Below are 16,573 nucleotides of genomic sequence, written 5' to 3'. Positions count from 1 at the left end.
CCCGGCCGCTCCCGGCGGGAAAACCCCCAACTCGGAATACGGGAGTTACAGCCTCCGGGCTTTGAGCGGCCGGGTTAAATCACCGGTTGAAAGGGTTCATGTTCAATTTAATTCTTCTTCCTGCAGTGCCTGGCCGGTATCCAGGTTAATCAGTAAAACCCGTGAACCGTCTATCAACCCCACCGAGGGTATGCCATCCTTGGGTAGCGAGCAAGAACCGGGGTTTATGTGAGTGAGGCCGGGCAATTTTTTTATGCCCTTCACATGGGTGTGGCCGGTGACCAGTATGTCGATTTTCCATCTGGCGGCAAGCTCTTCGAGATTTTCTTCGCTCAAGTCGTGGCCGTGGGTCAGGAGCAGCCGGTGGTTGTCAAAGCAAAGCATCGTATAGGGCGACTGGATAGGGACTGATATTAGCATCTGGTCGATGGGTGCGTCGCAGTTTCCGGCTGCTATCAGCAAAGGAATATCGATGCCGTTTATAATTTCCGCCAGCTCTTTCGGGTTATAGCCTTCGGGCAGGGGATTCCTGGGGCCGTGGTAAAGTACGTCGCCGGCATGGAGTATGAAGTTGCACCGGCCCAGGACACCCAGCGCCTTCCGAAAAGCCGTGGGGCTGCCGTGCGTGTCACTGATAATGCCTATCCTCATATAACTCCTCCTTTAAATACTTTTCAGCAAGTTCAAGTAAAGTCCGCTTGCTATTGAGTTCCGGGTTTTCGATAACATCTTCCAGAAGCCTGTTCAGGAGTTTGCCCACTATAGGCCCCGACCGGATTCCTAGAGTTTCGATGAGTTCTTTTCCGGATACGGCCAGGTCCTTGATTTTGTAATCGGAGTTCTCCTTTTTCAACTCTTCCAGGTCGTTTATGAGTTTCTTTAGACCTGGGCCAGCGGCCTCATTGAAACCGCTGGCCAGCCGGTCGGCCATCCTGAGTTCAATAAGGTCGTATATGTTTTGCCAGCCCACCCTGGAAATCAGCCGCCTTGCTTCCGAGAGGGGTGAATCCGGCGAGTATACGAACATATGGTGCTCTATCAACAGCAGCACTTTTTTTATTGTCTTACTGTCGAATCTGAGATTTTTCAGTATGTGCTTTGCCGTTTCCACGGATTTGAGATGATGACCGGGAAATTCGAGTCCTTTTTTACCCTCTACGGCACACCCGGGCTTTCCCACATCGTGGAGCAATGCAGCGAGGCGCAGGTGAAGGGAGTTTTTGACATACCTGCAGGCCAGCAGGTTGTGTTCCAGGACGTCGGCGGGCTTGTTAAAGTGCCTCATCCCCATGCCTTCCATTAGTTCGGGTATTATGTAATTCATCAGTCCGGTTACCACCAGAGTCACCAGGCCATCGAAGGGATGGTCGGATGTGATTAACTTCGACAGTTCGTCTCTTATCCTTTCCCGGGAAATAGTGTCCAGCATTGATGCGTAGGCTTTGAGGGAATACATGGTAGACGGTTCTATTGCAAAACCCAGCTGAGCCTGAAACCTGGCGGCTCTTAAAGCCCGCAGTGGGTCTTCCCAGACCCTTTTTGTAGAGCCGGTACACCTGATTGTACGTGCCTTCAAGTCGTTAAGACCTCCAAAGGGGTCGATGAATTGGCCTGTGATAGGGTCGTAAGCCATGGAATTTATGGTAAAATCCCTGCGGGCCAGGTCGGTATAAATCGTGCCTCCGAAAGTATAATGTGGTTTTCTGCCGGGAGCGTCGTCTCTAAAGGGTGTCACTTCGATCTTCGTGTTGCCGCGAATTAAAAGCATTGTGCCGAAATTGCCGTAAGGAATTGCGTCGGCGAATATGGAAGCAATCCTTTCCGGCAGAGCGTCGGTGGCTATATCGTAATCGGGGCTTTCGCGCCCGAGTATTATGTCCCTCAAAGCACCTCCCACAACGAAAGCCTGATGACCCCGGGTATTTAATTCAAGGCATATTTGCTTTACTATTACGGGAATTTTTACATTAAGCTCCATGGCAATTTCCCCCTGCGCTGTGTTATTTTTATCTTAACATATAGCTTCTAAATATACAATTTTTTTGATTTCACAGGCATGGCAAGTATGTTATAATGAGACGGGAGGTGGGATACTTTATGTTGATGAGAGAATTGTATGAAAAAGGTATAAAATACAATGAATTTTTAGAAGAGGCCGACCAAAAATACAGGCGGGAATTTGAGAAATGCTACGAGGATATTAAACTTTCGGAAAAGACGCTGGAACGGATTGAGAAAATAACAGAAAAAATCCGGGTACTGGTCTTTGCCGAACCCTGGTGTCCCGACTGTATAGTCAGCCTGCCGGTTCTTAAGAAAATTGCCGAAATCAACGGATTGATTGATTTTGCAATACTCCCGAGAGAAGGCTATGAGGATTTCCTGGAAAAGTATAAGTACGAAGGCAAGCCCCGGATACCTACCTTTATTTTCCTGAACGAGAAGTACGAAGAGCTCGGCGCTTTTGTGGAGATTCCCCAAATGTTAAAAGACATCTACGCCAGGGGATACCAGCCGGACATTATAGTGGCCCGCAGGGAATACAGGCAGGGTAAATACTCGGAGGTCATAGCCGGTGATTTTCTTCAAATAATTGAAGGTTCAAAAAAAGCAGGGGATGGTGAAAGATGATAAGGTTCAGGGGACATCACCTAATATGCCTCCATTTTTTCCAGGGTGAAGGTTACAACAGGGAATTTGTCGATAACCTGAAGGGATTGGTCGATAGGGCCGGCCGCGGTGAGGAAATCGAAGTGGTAGAGGGCCCCGACGATGTGTGCAGGGCGTGTCCGTACCTTTCGGGAAACCGCTGTGCTCATAAGGAGGGTGCCGACCAGGAGATCAGGCAACTTGACGGCAAAGCTTTGAGTTTCCTGAAAATCAGCGCGGGACAAAGGGTAAATTGGTTGAAATTAAAAGAAAAAATAAAGTCGGCGCCGGAGCACTGGTTTTCTTCTTTCTGCCGGGGATGTGACTGGGAAAGTGTCTGCGACAGGGTGAGGTAGCCTACAAGAGGTGGAAGAATGATGTCCGCCGAATTTCTGAACGAATTTTACGATGAGATACTCAACAGCCTGGATGTTGGTATCCATATAGTAGACCGCGAGGGAAATACGGTTTTTTATAATGCGGCTATGGGCAGGCTGGAGAGGCTTGACCCCGACGCCGTCATAGGCAAAAAACTGCTGGAGGTGTTTCCATCACTTAACCGTGAGACCAGCACCCTATTCAGGGTGCTGAAAACGGGAGAAGCTATTGTCGATCGCGTGCAAACCTATTTTAACTACAGGGGACAGCGGATAACCACCATCAACACCACGCTGCCGCTGAAGAAAGGCAATAAAATAATGGGAGCCGTGGAAATCGCCAAAGATATTACAAAACTCAGGGAAATGGCAGAAAAGGTGGTATTTTTACAGGATTCTACAAAAATAAAAGTTTCACGGGAAATGCCCCACCCGTTTACCAGGTTTACTTTTGAAGACATAATCGGCGAAAGTCCGGCGATTACAAAAGCGATCCACATGGCGAGGAAAGCCTCTATGACCTCTTCTTCGGTGCTAATATTCGGAGAAACGGGTACAGGAAAAGAGTTGTTCGCACATAGCATACACAACGCAAGTCCGCGAAAAGGAAGGCCTTTTATCGCACAGAACTGTGCAGCACTCCCAGAAAGCCTTCTTGAGGGGATCCTGTTCGGTACGGTAAAAGGGAGCTTTACCGGCGCGGTGGACAGACCCGGGCTTTTTGAGCAGGCCCACGGAGGTACCCTGCTTTTAGATGAGATAAATTCCATGGGCATAAACCTTCAGGCAAAACTCTTGAGAGTACTGCAGGAAGGTTGTGTAAGGAGGATCGGCGATACCAGGACCATACCGGTAAACGTAAGGATAATCGCTACGACCAATGAGGATCCTCTGCAGGCTGTAGAAAAGGGAATATTAAGGAAAGACCTCTTCTTCCGGCTGGGAGTCGTCTGCGTGAAAATTCCGCCCCTGAGGGAAAGGAAAGAGGACATAATCCTCCTCACACGCCACTTTATAGATAAGTTCAACAAAAAACTGAACAGGAATGTGATCGACATTTCCCCGGCGGTTAAACGCATTTTTATGGAATACAACTGGCCCGGCAACGTGAGGGAACTGGAGAACGTCATTGAGGGTTCTATGAATATGATAGGAGATGAGTCTTTGATAGAAGAAGAACACCTGCCGTTTTACATTACCGATTATTTGAACAGAAAGTCGGAAAAAACCGGAGCGGATCTTCTTGCCTTTATGGAATTAGAAAATTATTCCCTTGACGAGATACTTAGTAAGATTGAAAAAGAAATCATTAAAAGGACCATAAAAGAATGCAACGGCAACGTGACAAAGGCGGCAGACAGATTGAAAGTTAAGCGACAGACCCTCCAGTACAGGATGAGAAGGCTGAATATGGAATAAGAATTGCATAAAGAATTTTGCTGGAGGTGATTGCTTTGACCTATCCTAGGATCGAAATTAATCTCTCGCTGATCCGGGAAAATGCAAGGTACATCGTAGATTTGTGCAAAAGATCCGGCATCGAGGTGATGGGAATTACCAAAGGTTTCTGTGCCCTGCTGCCCGTCGTCAGGACGATGGTGGACGGGGGTGTCAAAAAGCTCGGGGACTCCCGTATAAAGAATATAAAAAATATGAAATGCTCAGGGCTGGAGATACCGATATATCTCATAAGGATACCCATGCCGTCCGAAGTTGAAGAAGTTGTGCGGTGGGCTGATGGGAGTTTCAACTCCGAACCGGAAGTGATAGACCTGCTTTCGGAAAAGGCACGAGCCCTGGGTAAGATCCACAGGGTTATCCTGATGGTGGATGTGGGCGACCTCAGAGAAGGCGTAATGCCCGAGGATGTGCCTGAGGTCGTAGGACGGATTCTAGAAATGCCCGGTGTGGAATTTGAAGGCTTAGGGACGAATGTCGGATGTTATGGCGGGGTGCTGCCCAGTTATGAAAATACAAAGATTCTTGTGGATTTGGCAAGGGATATTGAAAAAAGGTACGGGGTCAGGGTAAAAACCATTTCCGGCGGCAATACGGCTACACTGAAGTTGGTGGAAAACGGGCGGATTGCTCCCGGCGTGAACCAATTGAGAATCGGCGAAGGCATACTCCTTGGAACCGACCCTACTAACGGCAGGAACGTGCCGGGGACATCCCAGGCGACTATGGTATTGAAGGCAGAAATAATAGAAGTAAAAGTAAAGCCTTCCAAGCCAATCGGCGAGATAGGCCGGGACGCTTTTGGAAATATACCGGTTTTTGAAGACCGGGGGCCGATGAAGAGAGCTATAGTAGCATTGGGTAAGCAGGACTGCAGGATAGAAGGGCTTATTCCTTTAGATGAATCCATAGAGATCCTAGGCGCAAGCAGCGATCACCTTTTGCTTGACGTCACCCGAGCAAAGCGGGACATAAGAGTGGGTTCGGTGGTGGAATTCCGGATGTCTTACGGAGCCATGCTCAGCCTTATGACTTCACCTTATGTGGACAAGGTTCCGGTCTGATATGCAAAAATTTTATCATCAACTGCAAAAAATTTGTAAATGGCAAATCCTTTTTTTAATGATTTTTTGGTATAATACTTTAAAAAAATTATAAAACACGGGAGGTTTAATTGAATGAAAATTCCGAGAAAACCATATCTTTACGAAGCTCTATTTTCTGTATTGGGACTCATCGTTGTCATGGCCGTATCCCTTGTGAAATACCATACCGACCCACACGTGCCTATGTTGATAGGTTCTATTTTCGCTAGCATCGTTGCCTTCCGTGCAGGGTACAGCTGGGAAGAAATCGAAAAGGGCATGATGGAAGGAATATATCAGGCCCTGCAGTCAGTCATAATATTGGTCATCATCGGTGTATTGATCGGCGTATGGATTGTAGCCGGTGTGGTACCTTCGATGATTTACTACGGCCTAGGGCTTTTAACTCCCAAAATATTTCTACTTGCTACACTGCTGATCTGTTCTATAGTTTCGTTGGCTACCGGTACCTCCTGGGGAACGGTTGGCACTATTGGTATAGCCCTCATGGGTATCGGGCAGGGTTTGGGCATGCCTCCGGCTTTGGTCGCCGGGGCGATAATTTCCGGAGCGTACTTCGGTGACAAAATGTCACCGCTTTCCGATACTACCAACCTGGCACCGGCGGTAGCCGGAACCGATGTCTTTACCCACGTAAAGCACATGATCTTCACGACCGGCGTAAGTTATGCCATTGCCGCTGCTTTGTATACGGTAATAGGCTTCAGGTTCAGCGGCGGTTCCATAGATGTAAACGAAATAAACGCCATAAAAAGCGCTTTAGCTTCTCAATTCACAATAAACCCGCTGCTCCTCATACCACCTCTGACGGTTATTCTTTGCGTGGCCCTCAAGGTTCCCGCCATTCCCGGCATCGCATTAGGCGTGATCCTGGGCGCCGTGGAAGCTTTCATATTTCAGAACGCGGACCTGGGGAAGATCATCAGCGCAGGGTATTCGGGCTTTGTGAGCGAGACCGGCAACCAGATGATCGATGATCTGCTGAGCGCCGGAGGAATGACGTCAATGATGTACTCCATTTCCCTGGTGATAGCCTCGATGATGTTCGGAGGCATTATGGAAAAAACCGGCCAGCTGGAGGTTCTGCTTGAAGCTTTGCTCAGAAAGGTAAGAAGCGTCGGAGCTCTGATATGCAGCACTGTTTTGACGTGCGTAGCCAGTAACATGCTGCTGCCCGAACAGTACATTTCGATAATACTGCCCGGAAGATTGTACGCCAGGGCTTACAGGGAGAAAGGGCTTCATCCGAAGAATCTCTCAAGAGCTCTGGAGGATGCAGGGACACTTACATCGCCGTTAGTCCCGTGGAACACTTGCGGCGCCTTTATAAAGGGGGTCCTGGGGATCTCGGCTTTCGCATACGGCCCCTGGGCATTTCTGAACTATATCAACCCCATCGTTTCGATAATATACGGTTTTACAGGTTTTACGATTGAAAAGCTTCGCGAGGATGAATGATACAATAAAAAAATTCGTAAATAAAAAATAAGATCGTTTTTACATTACCCTCTATGATGAGGGTATTTTTTATTGCCAAAAATATTGCAATAAAAGCCAAAAAAGATTGGCATAAAATTTGCTTAAAAATTATTATTAGTTAATTAAAAAGTAAATTAAAGGAGTGTAATAAAATGGAAAAAATAAGAGTCATTATCTGGGGCCTCGGCGCCATGGGCGGAGGCATGGCCAGGATGATTTTGCAGAAAAAAGGTATGGAGATAGTTGGAGCTATAGCTTCCAGGCCCGAAAAAAGCGGCAAGGACCTGGGCGAAGTGCTGGATCTTGGCTTAAAAACCGGGGTGACGATTTCTTGCGACCCGGAAACCGTTTTAAAACAGCCCGCTGACATTGTGCTGCTTGCCACCTCTTCTTTTACCAGAGAGGTTTATCCTCAACTGCAGAGGATTATAGCAAGTGGTAAAAATGTAATCACCATCGCCGAGGAGATGGCTTATCCGGCATACAGGGAACCCGAGCTCGCTGCAAAAATAGATAAAATGGCGAAAGACCATGGAGTAACGGTGTTGGGCACCGGTATCAATCCCGGATTCGTGCTGGATACGCTCATTATTGCACTGAGCGGTGTCTGCATGGACATAAAGAAAATCACCGCGAGAAGAATAAACGACCTTTCTCCCTTCGGGACCACGGTTATGAGAACCCAGGGTGTAGGCACCACCGTTGATGAGTTCCGGAAGGGCCTTGAGGAAGGGACTATTGTGGGCCACATCGGTTTTCCGGAGTCCATAAGCCTGATCTCCGAAGCTTTGGGACTTGAAATCGATGAGATCAGAGAGATGAGAGAGCCCATCGTTTCCAACGTCTACAGGGAAACCCCTTATGCCAGGGTCGAACCGGGCATGGTGGCGGGCTGCAAACATACAGGCATAGGCTACAGAAAGGGTGAGCCCGTAATAGTGCTGGAGCACCCCCAACAGATAAGGCCGGAGCTGGAAGATGTGGAAACCGGCGACTACATCGAAATTGAGGGCACTCCAAACATAAAACTGTCGATTAAACCCGAAATTCCCGGAGGTATAGGGACCATTGCCATCGCGGTAAATATGATTCCTAAGGTTATCAGCGCTAATACGGGCCTAGTAACCATGAAAGATCTGCCGGTTCCGGCGGCCCTGATGGGAGACATAAGAAAACTCGCAAAGGACGGTGTGAATAATGCCTGATGCGGTTAAAGGCACGTGGGTCCAGATTCACCGGGTGGTCCTCAAGTCCGAAGAAAGGTCGCCTCACCTGCCGGACGATACGAAGAAAGTGCCGCTGGAGCTCAGGTTAAAGGGATTTCTCACCCATGACGCATGCATCGGAGACGAAGTGGAGATCGAAACCCTGATAGGCAGGAGGGTGAAGGGCAGGTTGGTGAAAGTAAATCCCGAATACGACCACGGCTTTGGCAGGCCCGTGCCTGAACTTCTCACGATAGGCATGGAGTTGAGGAAGATACTTGGGGGTGACGGCCGGTGACCCGGGACATGAGTTACGAGGCCGTAATGGCCAGGAAAAACGAGATTATGAAAAAGGCGGTTGGGATTGATTACCAGGTCTTTGAATCGGGCAGCATAGCTTTCGACTACGAACGCATGATGAAGGAAGTGGGTTACACCATAGATGAGATAAGAAAGATACAGGCTGAGACGGGAGTTGGTAATACCCCACTGATCGAACTCAAAAACCTCACCAAGCTCGCCCGGAAGCTGGCACCGGCAGGAAAGGGCGCCAGGATTTTTGTAAAGGACGAAGCCTGCAATCCGTCGGGCAGTTTCAAGGACCGGAGGGCATCGGTTTCGGTCTACAGAGCCCAAAAACTCGGCTTTAAAGGGGTGATTGCCGCCACCAGCGGCAATTACGGGGCGGCTGTAGCCTCGCAGGCAGCCATGAGGGGGCTGAACTGCATAGTTGTCCAAGAAGTTTTTGACAGTGAGGGCAGGGGACAGCCCGAGATACTGGAAAAGGGTAGAAAGTGCGAAGCATTTGGTGCTGAAGTTATCCAGCTTTCGGTGGGGCCGGAGCTCTTTTATACTTTTCTCTGCCTCCTCGAGGAGACGGGATATTTTAATGCTTCGCTCTACACGCCCTTCGGCATAGCCGGGGTCGAAACCCTGGGCTACGAGGTGGCCGAACAGGTGAGGGCGGCTACGGGCAGGGACCCGGACGCGGTGGTGATAACCCACGCGGGCGGAGGTAACGTGACCGGTACAGCCAGAGGCCTTTTGAAAGCCGGCTGTAAAAATACAAAGATTATAGGCGCCAGCGTGGACCTTACCGGGCTCCACATGGCCAGCGACCGGGATTTCAACAGGAAATCCTTCACCACCGGCCATACGGGGTTCGGCGTTCCCTTTGCTACATGGCCGGATAGAGCCGATGTGCCCAGAAACGCCGCCAGGTCGCTGCGCTACCTGGACAGGTACGTAACGGTAAGCCAGGGCGAAGTTTTTTACATGACAGAAGCTTTGGCTCAGCTTGAGGGTATGGAACGGGGCCCGGCAGGCAACACGTCTCTGGCCGCCGCTTTTGCAATAGCCCAAGAGATGGACGAAGATCAGGTCATAGTCGTCCAGGAAACCGAGTACACGGGAGCGGGCAAGCTCCCGTCGGCGCAGCTCACCTTTGCGAGAGAAATGGGCATAGAAGTGCGCCGGGGAGACCCCGCCGACGATAAGCCAGGAGAAAGGATAGTAATCCCCGAGCACCCGGCCCAAATAAGGGTTAAGGAAGTCAACCTGGACGCCCTTAAAAAGTCCTATATTTCCAACTGCATAAAACATTACAAGGTTCAGAAGCTGACCGGGGAAGACATTAAATTCCTGGCGGAAGATACCAAGACCAGTGAAGACTATGTGAGAATGGTTGTAAAAGAGCTGGGGATTTCAATCTAAGGGGGTAGGAAAATGCAGCGAAAGGATGACTTTGAAACAAGGCGCCAGCATCTTGCGCATCTTAGCGAAGAAGAGCTCGAAAAAAGGTTCTGGGAGCTCACGGAGAAAATAGTGGAACCTCTGATAGAACTGGCGCGTACCCATACTTCTCCGTCGATAGAGAGGTCCGTACTGCTCCGGATGGGGTTCGACAGCCTGACTGCCAAAGCAATAGTGGAAAAATGCGTAGAAAAGGGCCTGCTGGGAAAGGGCGCGGGTCACGTTGTGCTGAAATATGCTCTCTACAAAAACATTCCCATAAAGGAAGCCGGGGAAAGACTGGCCAAAGGCGATGGTTGGGATGAGATCGAACAGGCAATGGCTGTGAAAATAAGCGCTGCATCTGCAGGGGAGGTGGTATGATGGAACTTAAAAAAAACGAAAAGCTCAATATAGAGGAAATACTGAAAAACCTTGAAAACTACCGGCCCCGGAGGCGGGGATGGCACTGGAGGGAGAAGGTAGAAAATCAAAAAATAGGCCCCTTCGAGTACCGGGAGACTTCGAAGGGCTTGAAAAACAGCATTCCGCTGCCTGCAGCCAAGTATTTCGGCGGTATAGATCCCCAGCCCGATTATGTCATTACCACCGAGATAGCCTCCGGCAGGTTCGAGGACGATATACGCAGGATGCGCATGGCGGCCTGGCACGGAGCCGACCACATTATGGTTATAAGGACCGCGGGGCAGAGCCACTTTGACGGACTTATCGAAGGTACTCCCGAAGGTGTGGGCGGAGTTCCCATTACGCGAAAACAACTCCGGGCCACCAGAAAGGCCCTGGACATGATAGAGGACGAGGTGGGCAGGCCCATCAATTTTCACTCCTATGTGAGCGGTGTGGCAGGGCCGGAAGTGGCGGTACTGTTTGCCGAAGAAGGAGTCAACGGCGCCCACCAGGACCCCCAGTACAACGTGCTTTACAGGAATGTGAATATGGTGCGTTCCTTCGTCGACGCGGCGGTTGCCAAAAAGATAATGGCCTGGGCCGATATGATCCAAATTGACGGGGCCCATAACGCCAACGCTACGGCCAGGGAAGCATGGAAGGTCATGCCCGAGCTCATGGTCCAGCACGCCATAAACGCCATGTATTCGCTGAAGGTGGGAATGAAGAAGGAAAATATTAGCCTTTCTACGGTGCCTCCGACGGCACCTCCGGCACCATGTATAAGGCTTGACCTGCCGTACGCCGTAGCCCTCAGGGAGCTTTTCAAGGGTTTTAGGATGCGGGCCCAAATGAATACGAAGTACATTGAGTCCAGCACGAGGGAGGCGACGGTAACCCATGTGCTCAACCTTCTGATTTCCCGCCTCACCGGTGCCGACATCCAGAGCACGATTACCCCGGATGAAGGAAGAAACGTGCCATGGCATTACTTCAACATACAGGCGGTGGATACGGCAAAACAGGCCCTTGTGGGGATGGACGGATTAACCGAGATGGTCCAGATAAAAAGAGATGGCCCGCTCGGTGAAAAAGTGAGGGAACTCAAAGAGAGGGCTGTGCTGTTCCTTGAAGAGATCGTGGAAGTAGGGGGATACTTCAAGGCTGTCGAAATGGGATTTTTCGTAGACTCGGGATTTTATCCCGAGAGGAACGGCGACGGGATTGTGAGAAAAATCGACGGCGGCGTCGGAGCGGGAACCGTCGTTAAGCGGGATAAGGACTACCTGGCTCCGGTATGCCACCACTTCGGGTACAACAATCTGCCGGAGGGCCTCGAGCATCCCTGCGACTTGATAGGAGGGTGTACCCTTTGCAATCCGGACAAAATAGCTTATATAGATGAGCTTGATGAGAAGGACAACGTACACGTAAGGTTGGAAGAAACCCGGGAGATTCGCGAAAAAGGGCTCATAAAACCCGAAGTTGAATGGTTTGCCGATGGAATAGTCTGCATGAATTTATTCCTGCCGGTCGGAGAAGAGATAGCTGAAGCTGCGGGCTTGGAAATCGCCAAGAGATTGGGGCTTACTGACGCAGAAATCATCCACAGGGAGATAATGCACCCGTCGGAAGGCACGTATCTGGAGATAAAGGGGAAGGTGCCTTTCACGATAGATCCGTCGTCGCTTACAATCCCCAAGAAACCGGAGATCCTTTCGCCGGAGGAGATAATAAATTTCGTAAAGGAGAATCCCGTAAAAATAGTTGCTGCCACCGTGGGTGAGGATGAGCATTCGGTAGGTCTGAGGGAGATAATAGACATCAAACACGGTGGTCTGGAAGGTTTCGGAATAGAATGTCACTATCTGGGCACATCGGTGCCGGTGGAAAAGGTGGTAGACGCGGCGATAGAAATAGATGCGGATGCAATACTCATCAGCACCATCATTACCCATGCCGACATTCACAGGATAAACATGAGGAAACTCCACCAACTGTGTGTAGAAAAGGGCATCAGAGACAGGGTCCTGCTGGTAGGAGGTGGAACTCAGGTCACCGATGATATAGCCAGGGAGTCGGGGCTGGACGCCGGGTTTGGACGCGGTACAAAGGGAATACATGTTGCCAGCTTCCTGGTTAAAAAATTGAGGGAGAAAAAGAGATTGTAAAACGGAGGTTCGTTTAAGTGATAGAAGTGGATGTACTTGTTGCCGAGATAGGCAGCACCACCACTCTCGTAAATGCCTTCAAAGGCTTGGGTACCCCCTGTCCCGAATTTGTGGGACAGGGGCTTGCCCCCACTACGGTGTTGCAGGGCGATGTTACCGTTGGCCTGGAAGGTGCCGTGAAGGATCTGGAGAAAAGACTGGGTAAAGCAGTAAAGTGGAAGAGGATGATGGCCACCAGCAGCGCCGCGGGAGGCCTCAAGATGACCGTCCACGGCCTCGTTTACGATATGACAGCCAAAGCGGCAAAAGAAGCAGCATTGGGCGCGGGTGCCGTTTTGCACATGATGACGGCGGGTTTCTTGAGCCAGTCGGACCTGGAAAAGATAAGGAAAATAAAACCCAACATAATACTGCTGGCGGGTGGAGTGGATTACGGGGAAAAGAAAACCGTCATTGAAAACGCCAGGAAGATTGCGGAGCACTGTCCGGATATCCCGGTGATCTATGCGGGGAATGTGGCAGCCCGGGAAGAGGTGGCAGAAATTTTTTCGGGGAAAAACAGGGTGTTCTTCGTTGAGAACGTATATCCGAGAATCGACGAACTCAACGTAGAACCGGCCCGCAGGGTGATACAGCAGGTTTTTGAAGAACATATAGTGGTGGCGCCGGGAATGGAGAAAATCCGCACTATGGTGGATGGTCCCATAGTGCCCACGCCGGGGGCGGTGATGATGGCTGCCTTGCTTTTAAAGGAAGATATAGGGGACCTGATTGTGGTAGACGTGGGCGGGGCTACAACGGATGTTCACTCCGTTACCGAAGGTTCGGAAGAGATAAACAGGATATTAATAGCCCCAGAACCCGCCGCCAAAAGGACCGTTGAAGGCGATCTGGGGGTTTACGTTAACAGGTATAATGTGGTTGAAGTTTTAGGATTCGAGGAAGCGAGGAAAAAATTCGGTGACAACTTAAGCCACGCCCTTGAAGTCCAGCCGCCGGTGCCGAAAAATCAAGATGAAGTGTGGTTGGCTGAATTTCTTACAGAAATTGCCGCCGTTACAGCCGTCAATCGCCATGCTGGTGGGATAAAACACCTCTACGGGCCCACCGGCAGGTATACGGTTGCGGAGGGTAAGGATCTTACCGGGGTGAAGTGGATAATCGGAACCGGTGGAGCCCTGACCAGGTTACCCGGCGGTAGAAGGATTCTGGAGAAAATCAGGTCCAAGACCACCGGCAAAAAACTGCTGCCCGGCGAGGATGCCCGGGTGTTAATAGACAGGGATTATATAATGGCTTCTACGGGAGTTTTATCAAAAGAATATCCCGATGATGCGATAAAGTTGCTCAAAAAAAGTCTAAGAATCAATGACGTGAGGACCGATTAAAGGTCCTCTCATTGTTTTTCTCGAATTCATTGATAAAGTCCGGTGGTTAAGGTATATTATTATTATTATGATCGCCTTTACTGGAGCCGGTGGGAGGAAGGCCTAAGGGCCTCATTGCCATGGAATTCCTTTCAGATGGTCAGTATCATGCTGGACAAAAGATTTACATATTGAAAGGAGATATTAAAATCCTATGCCTTTCTTATTTTTTTTGTTTTTTGCTACTGCTGTTTTTTCCCTATCTTCTGTTACCGGTTGTAGCATTTTTCATTATAGGTTTTTTATTTCTGCTGCCCTATGTTTTCGTTTTCAATTCGATTTTTAATATCATTACGATTCCGTGGCAGATATTGAAAATCGCCGCTGACAGGAGGGTGAGAAAAAATCACAGCCTGGAACACGCTACGGTGAATGTGCTGGAAGAGAGGTACGGGAGGCCTTTGCGCATAGGAGGGCTTGCTTACTCTGACGGTTTTTCCTTATCGGGTCCGGACCTACCGCCTGCTTATGAGGTGCTGGACGCGGCAAGGGAGGCCCTGTATCGCATGAAAAACGGAGAAATACATCTTGCGATTCACCCACGGTGCGGCACTTCTATGGCGGCAGCAAATCTGATTTTTTCGCTGGCTTTTATACTGGTGCTCGTATTTTACAGCCACCTTTCGATTTTAAACATCCTTGCAGCCTTTCTTCTGGCAAATATGCTGGCGATACCCTTCGGCAGGACGCTGCAAAGATTTTTTACGACTTATAAGGATGTAGGGGATCTTAGGATTGTCGACATTCTCGGCAGGGATTATACCTTTGGGTTTCCTTTTGAGATTTTTTTGAACCCCAACAGGACATATTTTGTACGGACCGAAATTGAATCGAAGCGTTTTAGATATCTAGTGTAGGGGAAAAGAGCAATGAGAATAGAAGGCATCAAAATTGAAGCAACTTTTGAAAAAAGGCTTAACAGGTTTGTGGCTGCAGTAAAAATCGGCAGTAGGTCTCATAAGGTTCACGTGCCAAATAGCGGCAGGCTGGCTGAATTGCTGGTCCCGGGAGCCAGGGTGATTTTAAGGGAAGCTCAAAATCCCGCAAGAAAGTATCCATATGATTTGATCATGGTATACACCGGCGATACTCTGGTTTCCGTGGATTCGTCCTTGCCGGCTAGATTGCTGCTCTCTGAACTTTCAAGGGAACGGATACTAAATTTAAATTACGATTTCGTAAAGCCCGAGGTTAAATACGGTAACAGCCGTTTTGACATCGGCCTGGGCAGCAAGGGGAAAATTTTTTATTACATTGAGGTAAAGGGTGTAACTCTGGTGGAAAACGGCAGGGCCATGTTTCCGGATGCCCCGACGGAAAGGGGCACGAAACACATGCTCGAACTTATAAGAGCCAAAGAAGAAGGCTACGGGGCCGGGGTGTTTTTTATAGTCCAGAGGGAGGATGCGGACAGGTTTTCTCCCAACGATTCTATGGACAAAAAATTCGGAGACGCAGTGAGAAAAGCGGCAGAGGCTGGAGTAGAGGTGTTTGCTTACAACTGCCGGGTTGACCGAAATGAGATACTACTTTTTAATCGATTGCCGGTTGAATTATGACCCATTTTTTTATCTGACAAATAATAGTATAATATTAAATATTAGAGCTTTTAGGGGAAATTACTTATCCGGGGGTATTTTCGTGGAATTTCATCAGTTAGAAGCCTTTGTCAGGGTAGCCGAATACAGGAGTTTTTCAAAAGCGGCCGAGTCCTTGTTTTTAACACAACCCACCATAAGCGCCCATATAATTTCCCTGGAAAAGGAACTCGACATAAAACTTTTTGACAGGCGGGGGAAGGATATTGAACTTACTCCGGCCGGGAGAATCATGTATGAGAGAGCTAAAAACATCCTGGCGGCTAAAGAATTGGCCCTGCTGGAATTGAAAAGGTTTTTGGGAACCGTTGAAGGTGATCTAGAAATATTTGCAAGTTCAATACCGGCCGCCTATATACTGCCCTCTGTTATCAAGGAATTTAACAGAGCGTATCCGGGGGTGGTATTGAGAATTAGACAGGCGGATTCCGGAGAGGTGATAGGCCTGGTTTCCGAAGGTGCGGTTGAACTCGGAATAGTAGGTACAGTATCGGATGCTGAAAACCTGCAGTTTGTGCCGTTTTCTTCCGATGAACTGGTGCTAATAACGCCGAACAACTGGAACAGAGCGCTGAGGAACGACAATTACGTAAGCATTGCCGATTTTTTGCATGAAATGTTTGTACTGCGGGAAAAAAAATCCGGTACCAGAAAGACTTTTGAAACGGCTTTAAAAAATAGAGGTTTTCGGTTGGAGGATTTGAATGTCGTTGCGGAACTGGGCAGTTCCGAGGCGGTAAAGCAGGCCGTTAAAGAGGGCATCGGAGTTTCCGTTATATCGAGGAGGGCTGTCGAGGATTACGAAAAGATGAAATTGCTGAGGGTTTACCGTATAAGGGACATGGAAGTTCACCGGTGTTTTTACCTGGTTTTCAAGAAAGGGAGGACTCTTTCTCCTAATGCTGCCACATTTAAAGAGTTTATTATAAATTTAAAACTTTAGATTACGATACTCTTAAAATGG

Annotated in this window: 16 protein-coding genes; 14 read left to right on the top strand and 2 right to left on the bottom strand. The window is 49.1% G+C overall.

Annotated features, from left to right (window positions below; translation table 11 throughout):
• Positions 1-102: 102 nt before the first annotated feature.
• Both yfcE and TOCE_RS07520 read right to left on the bottom strand, forming a co-directional pair.
• Entirely contained in the window at positions 103-651 is a 549-nt protein-coding gene (yfcE, locus tag TOCE_RS07525; RefSeq protein WP_013276276.1) for a phosphodiesterase, read from the bottom strand.
• A complete protein-coding gene (locus TOCE_RS07520) occupies positions 629-1,978 on the bottom strand; it encodes a CCA tRNA nucleotidyltransferase (protein ID WP_013276275.1) in 1,350 nt (449 codons plus the stop codon). Before TOCE_RS07520 ends, yfcE begins: the two co-directional genes overlap by 23 nt.
• Before the next feature lie 119 nt (positions 1,979-2,097).
• Between TOCE_RS07520 and TOCE_RS07515 the strand changes: the two genes are divergently transcribed.
• The 14 genes from TOCE_RS07515 (at position 2,098) to TOCE_RS07450 (ending at position 16,552) form a co-directional block, all read left to right on the top strand.
• Positions 2,098-2,631, top strand: coding sequence for a thioredoxin family protein (locus TOCE_RS07515; RefSeq protein ID WP_013276274.1), 534 nt, complete (start codon positions 2,098-2,100; stop codon positions 2,629-2,631).
• Positions 2,628-3,005, top strand: coding sequence for a DUF1284 domain-containing protein (locus TOCE_RS07510; RefSeq protein ID WP_013276273.1), 378 nt, complete (start codon positions 2,628-2,630; stop codon positions 3,003-3,005). The genes TOCE_RS07515 and TOCE_RS07510 overlap by 4 nt, the downstream gene beginning before the upstream one ends.
• 21 nt (positions 3,006-3,026) lie before the next feature.
• Positions 3,027-4,445: a sigma-54 interaction domain-containing protein gene (locus tag TOCE_RS07505; protein ID WP_013276272.1), complete on the top strand. Its 1,419-nt coding sequence runs from the start codon at positions 3,027-3,029 to the stop codon at positions 4,443-4,445.
• Between the two features lie 35 nt (positions 4,446-4,480).
• The gene (locus tag TOCE_RS07500; protein WP_013276271.1) at positions 4,481-5,548 is read left to right on the top strand and encodes an alanine/ornithine racemase family PLP-dependent enzyme; all 1,068 of its coding nucleotides are present in this window, start codon (positions 4,481-4,483) and stop codon (positions 5,546-5,548) included.
• Positions 5,549-5,662: 114 nt separating this feature from the next.
• Entirely contained in the window at positions 5,663-7,048 is a 1,386-nt protein-coding gene (gene nhaC, locus TOCE_RS07495) for a Na+/H+ antiporter NhaC (RefSeq protein ID WP_013276270.1), read from the top strand.
• Between the two features lie 173 nt (positions 7,049-7,221).
• Complete coding sequence (ord, locus tag TOCE_RS07490) at positions 7,222-8,274, top strand: 2,4-diaminopentanoate dehydrogenase (protein ID WP_013276269.1); 1,053 nt, start codon at positions 7,222-7,224, stop codon at positions 8,272-8,274.
• Positions 8,267-8,572: a 2-amino-4-oxopentanoate thiolase subunit OrtA gene (gene ortA / locus TOCE_RS07485; protein ID WP_013276268.1), complete on the top strand. Its 306-nt coding sequence runs from the start codon at positions 8,267-8,269 to the stop codon at positions 8,570-8,572. The genes ord and ortA overlap by 8 nt, the downstream gene beginning before the upstream one ends.
• An 8-nt stretch (positions 8,573-8,580) precedes the next feature.
• Complete coding sequence (gene ortB / locus TOCE_RS07480) at positions 8,581-9,987, top strand: 2-amino-4-oxopentanoate thiolase subunit OrtB (protein ID WP_041424154.1); 1,407 nt, start codon at positions 8,581-8,583, stop codon at positions 9,985-9,987.
• A 12-nt stretch (positions 9,988-9,999) separates the two neighbouring features.
• Positions 10,000-10,389, top strand: coding sequence for an ornithine aminomutase subunit alpha (locus TOCE_RS07475; protein WP_013276266.1), 390 nt, complete (start codon positions 10,000-10,002; stop codon positions 10,387-10,389).
• Entirely contained in the window at positions 10,389-12,584 is a 2,196-nt protein-coding gene (oraE, locus tag TOCE_RS07470; RefSeq protein ID WP_013276265.1) for a D-ornithine 4,5-aminomutase subunit OraE, read from the top strand. The genes TOCE_RS07475 and oraE overlap by 1 nt, the downstream gene beginning before the upstream one ends.
• 20 nt (positions 12,585-12,604) lie before the next feature.
• A complete protein-coding gene (locus tag TOCE_RS07465; protein ID WP_041424153.1) occupies positions 12,605-13,972 on the top strand; it encodes a GlmL-related ornithine degradation protein in 1,368 nt (455 codons plus the stop codon).
• A gap of 374 nt (positions 13,973-14,346) precedes the next feature.
• Positions 14,347-14,868 carry a DUF6391 domain-containing protein gene (locus TOCE_RS07460; protein WP_245523115.1) on the top strand — a complete coding sequence of 174 codons (522 nt, stop codon included), beginning with the start codon at positions 14,347-14,349 and terminating at the stop codon, positions 14,866-14,868.
• A 12-nt stretch (positions 14,869-14,880) separates the two neighbouring features.
• On the top strand, positions 14,881-15,570 hold the full coding sequence (sfsA, locus tag TOCE_RS07455) for a DNA/RNA nuclease SfsA (protein ID WP_013276262.1): 690 nt from the start codon (positions 14,881-14,883) through the stop codon (positions 15,568-15,570).
• A gap of 82 nt (positions 15,571-15,652) precedes the next feature.
• Positions 15,653-16,552 carry a selenium metabolism-associated LysR family transcriptional regulator gene (locus TOCE_RS07450; protein ID WP_013276261.1) on the top strand — a complete coding sequence of 300 codons (900 nt, stop codon included), beginning with the start codon at positions 15,653-15,655 and terminating at the stop codon, positions 16,550-16,552.
• Positions 16,553-16,573 lie beyond the last annotated feature (21 nt).

The organism is Thermosediminibacter oceani DSM 16646 (assembly GCF_000144645.1).
Classification (GTDB): domain Bacteria; phylum Bacillota; class Thermosediminibacteria; order Thermosediminibacterales; family Thermosediminibacteraceae; genus Thermosediminibacter; species Thermosediminibacter oceani.
Note: the sequence above shows the minus strand (reverse complement) of the source record. Positions and strands in the feature narration are given on the sequence as shown.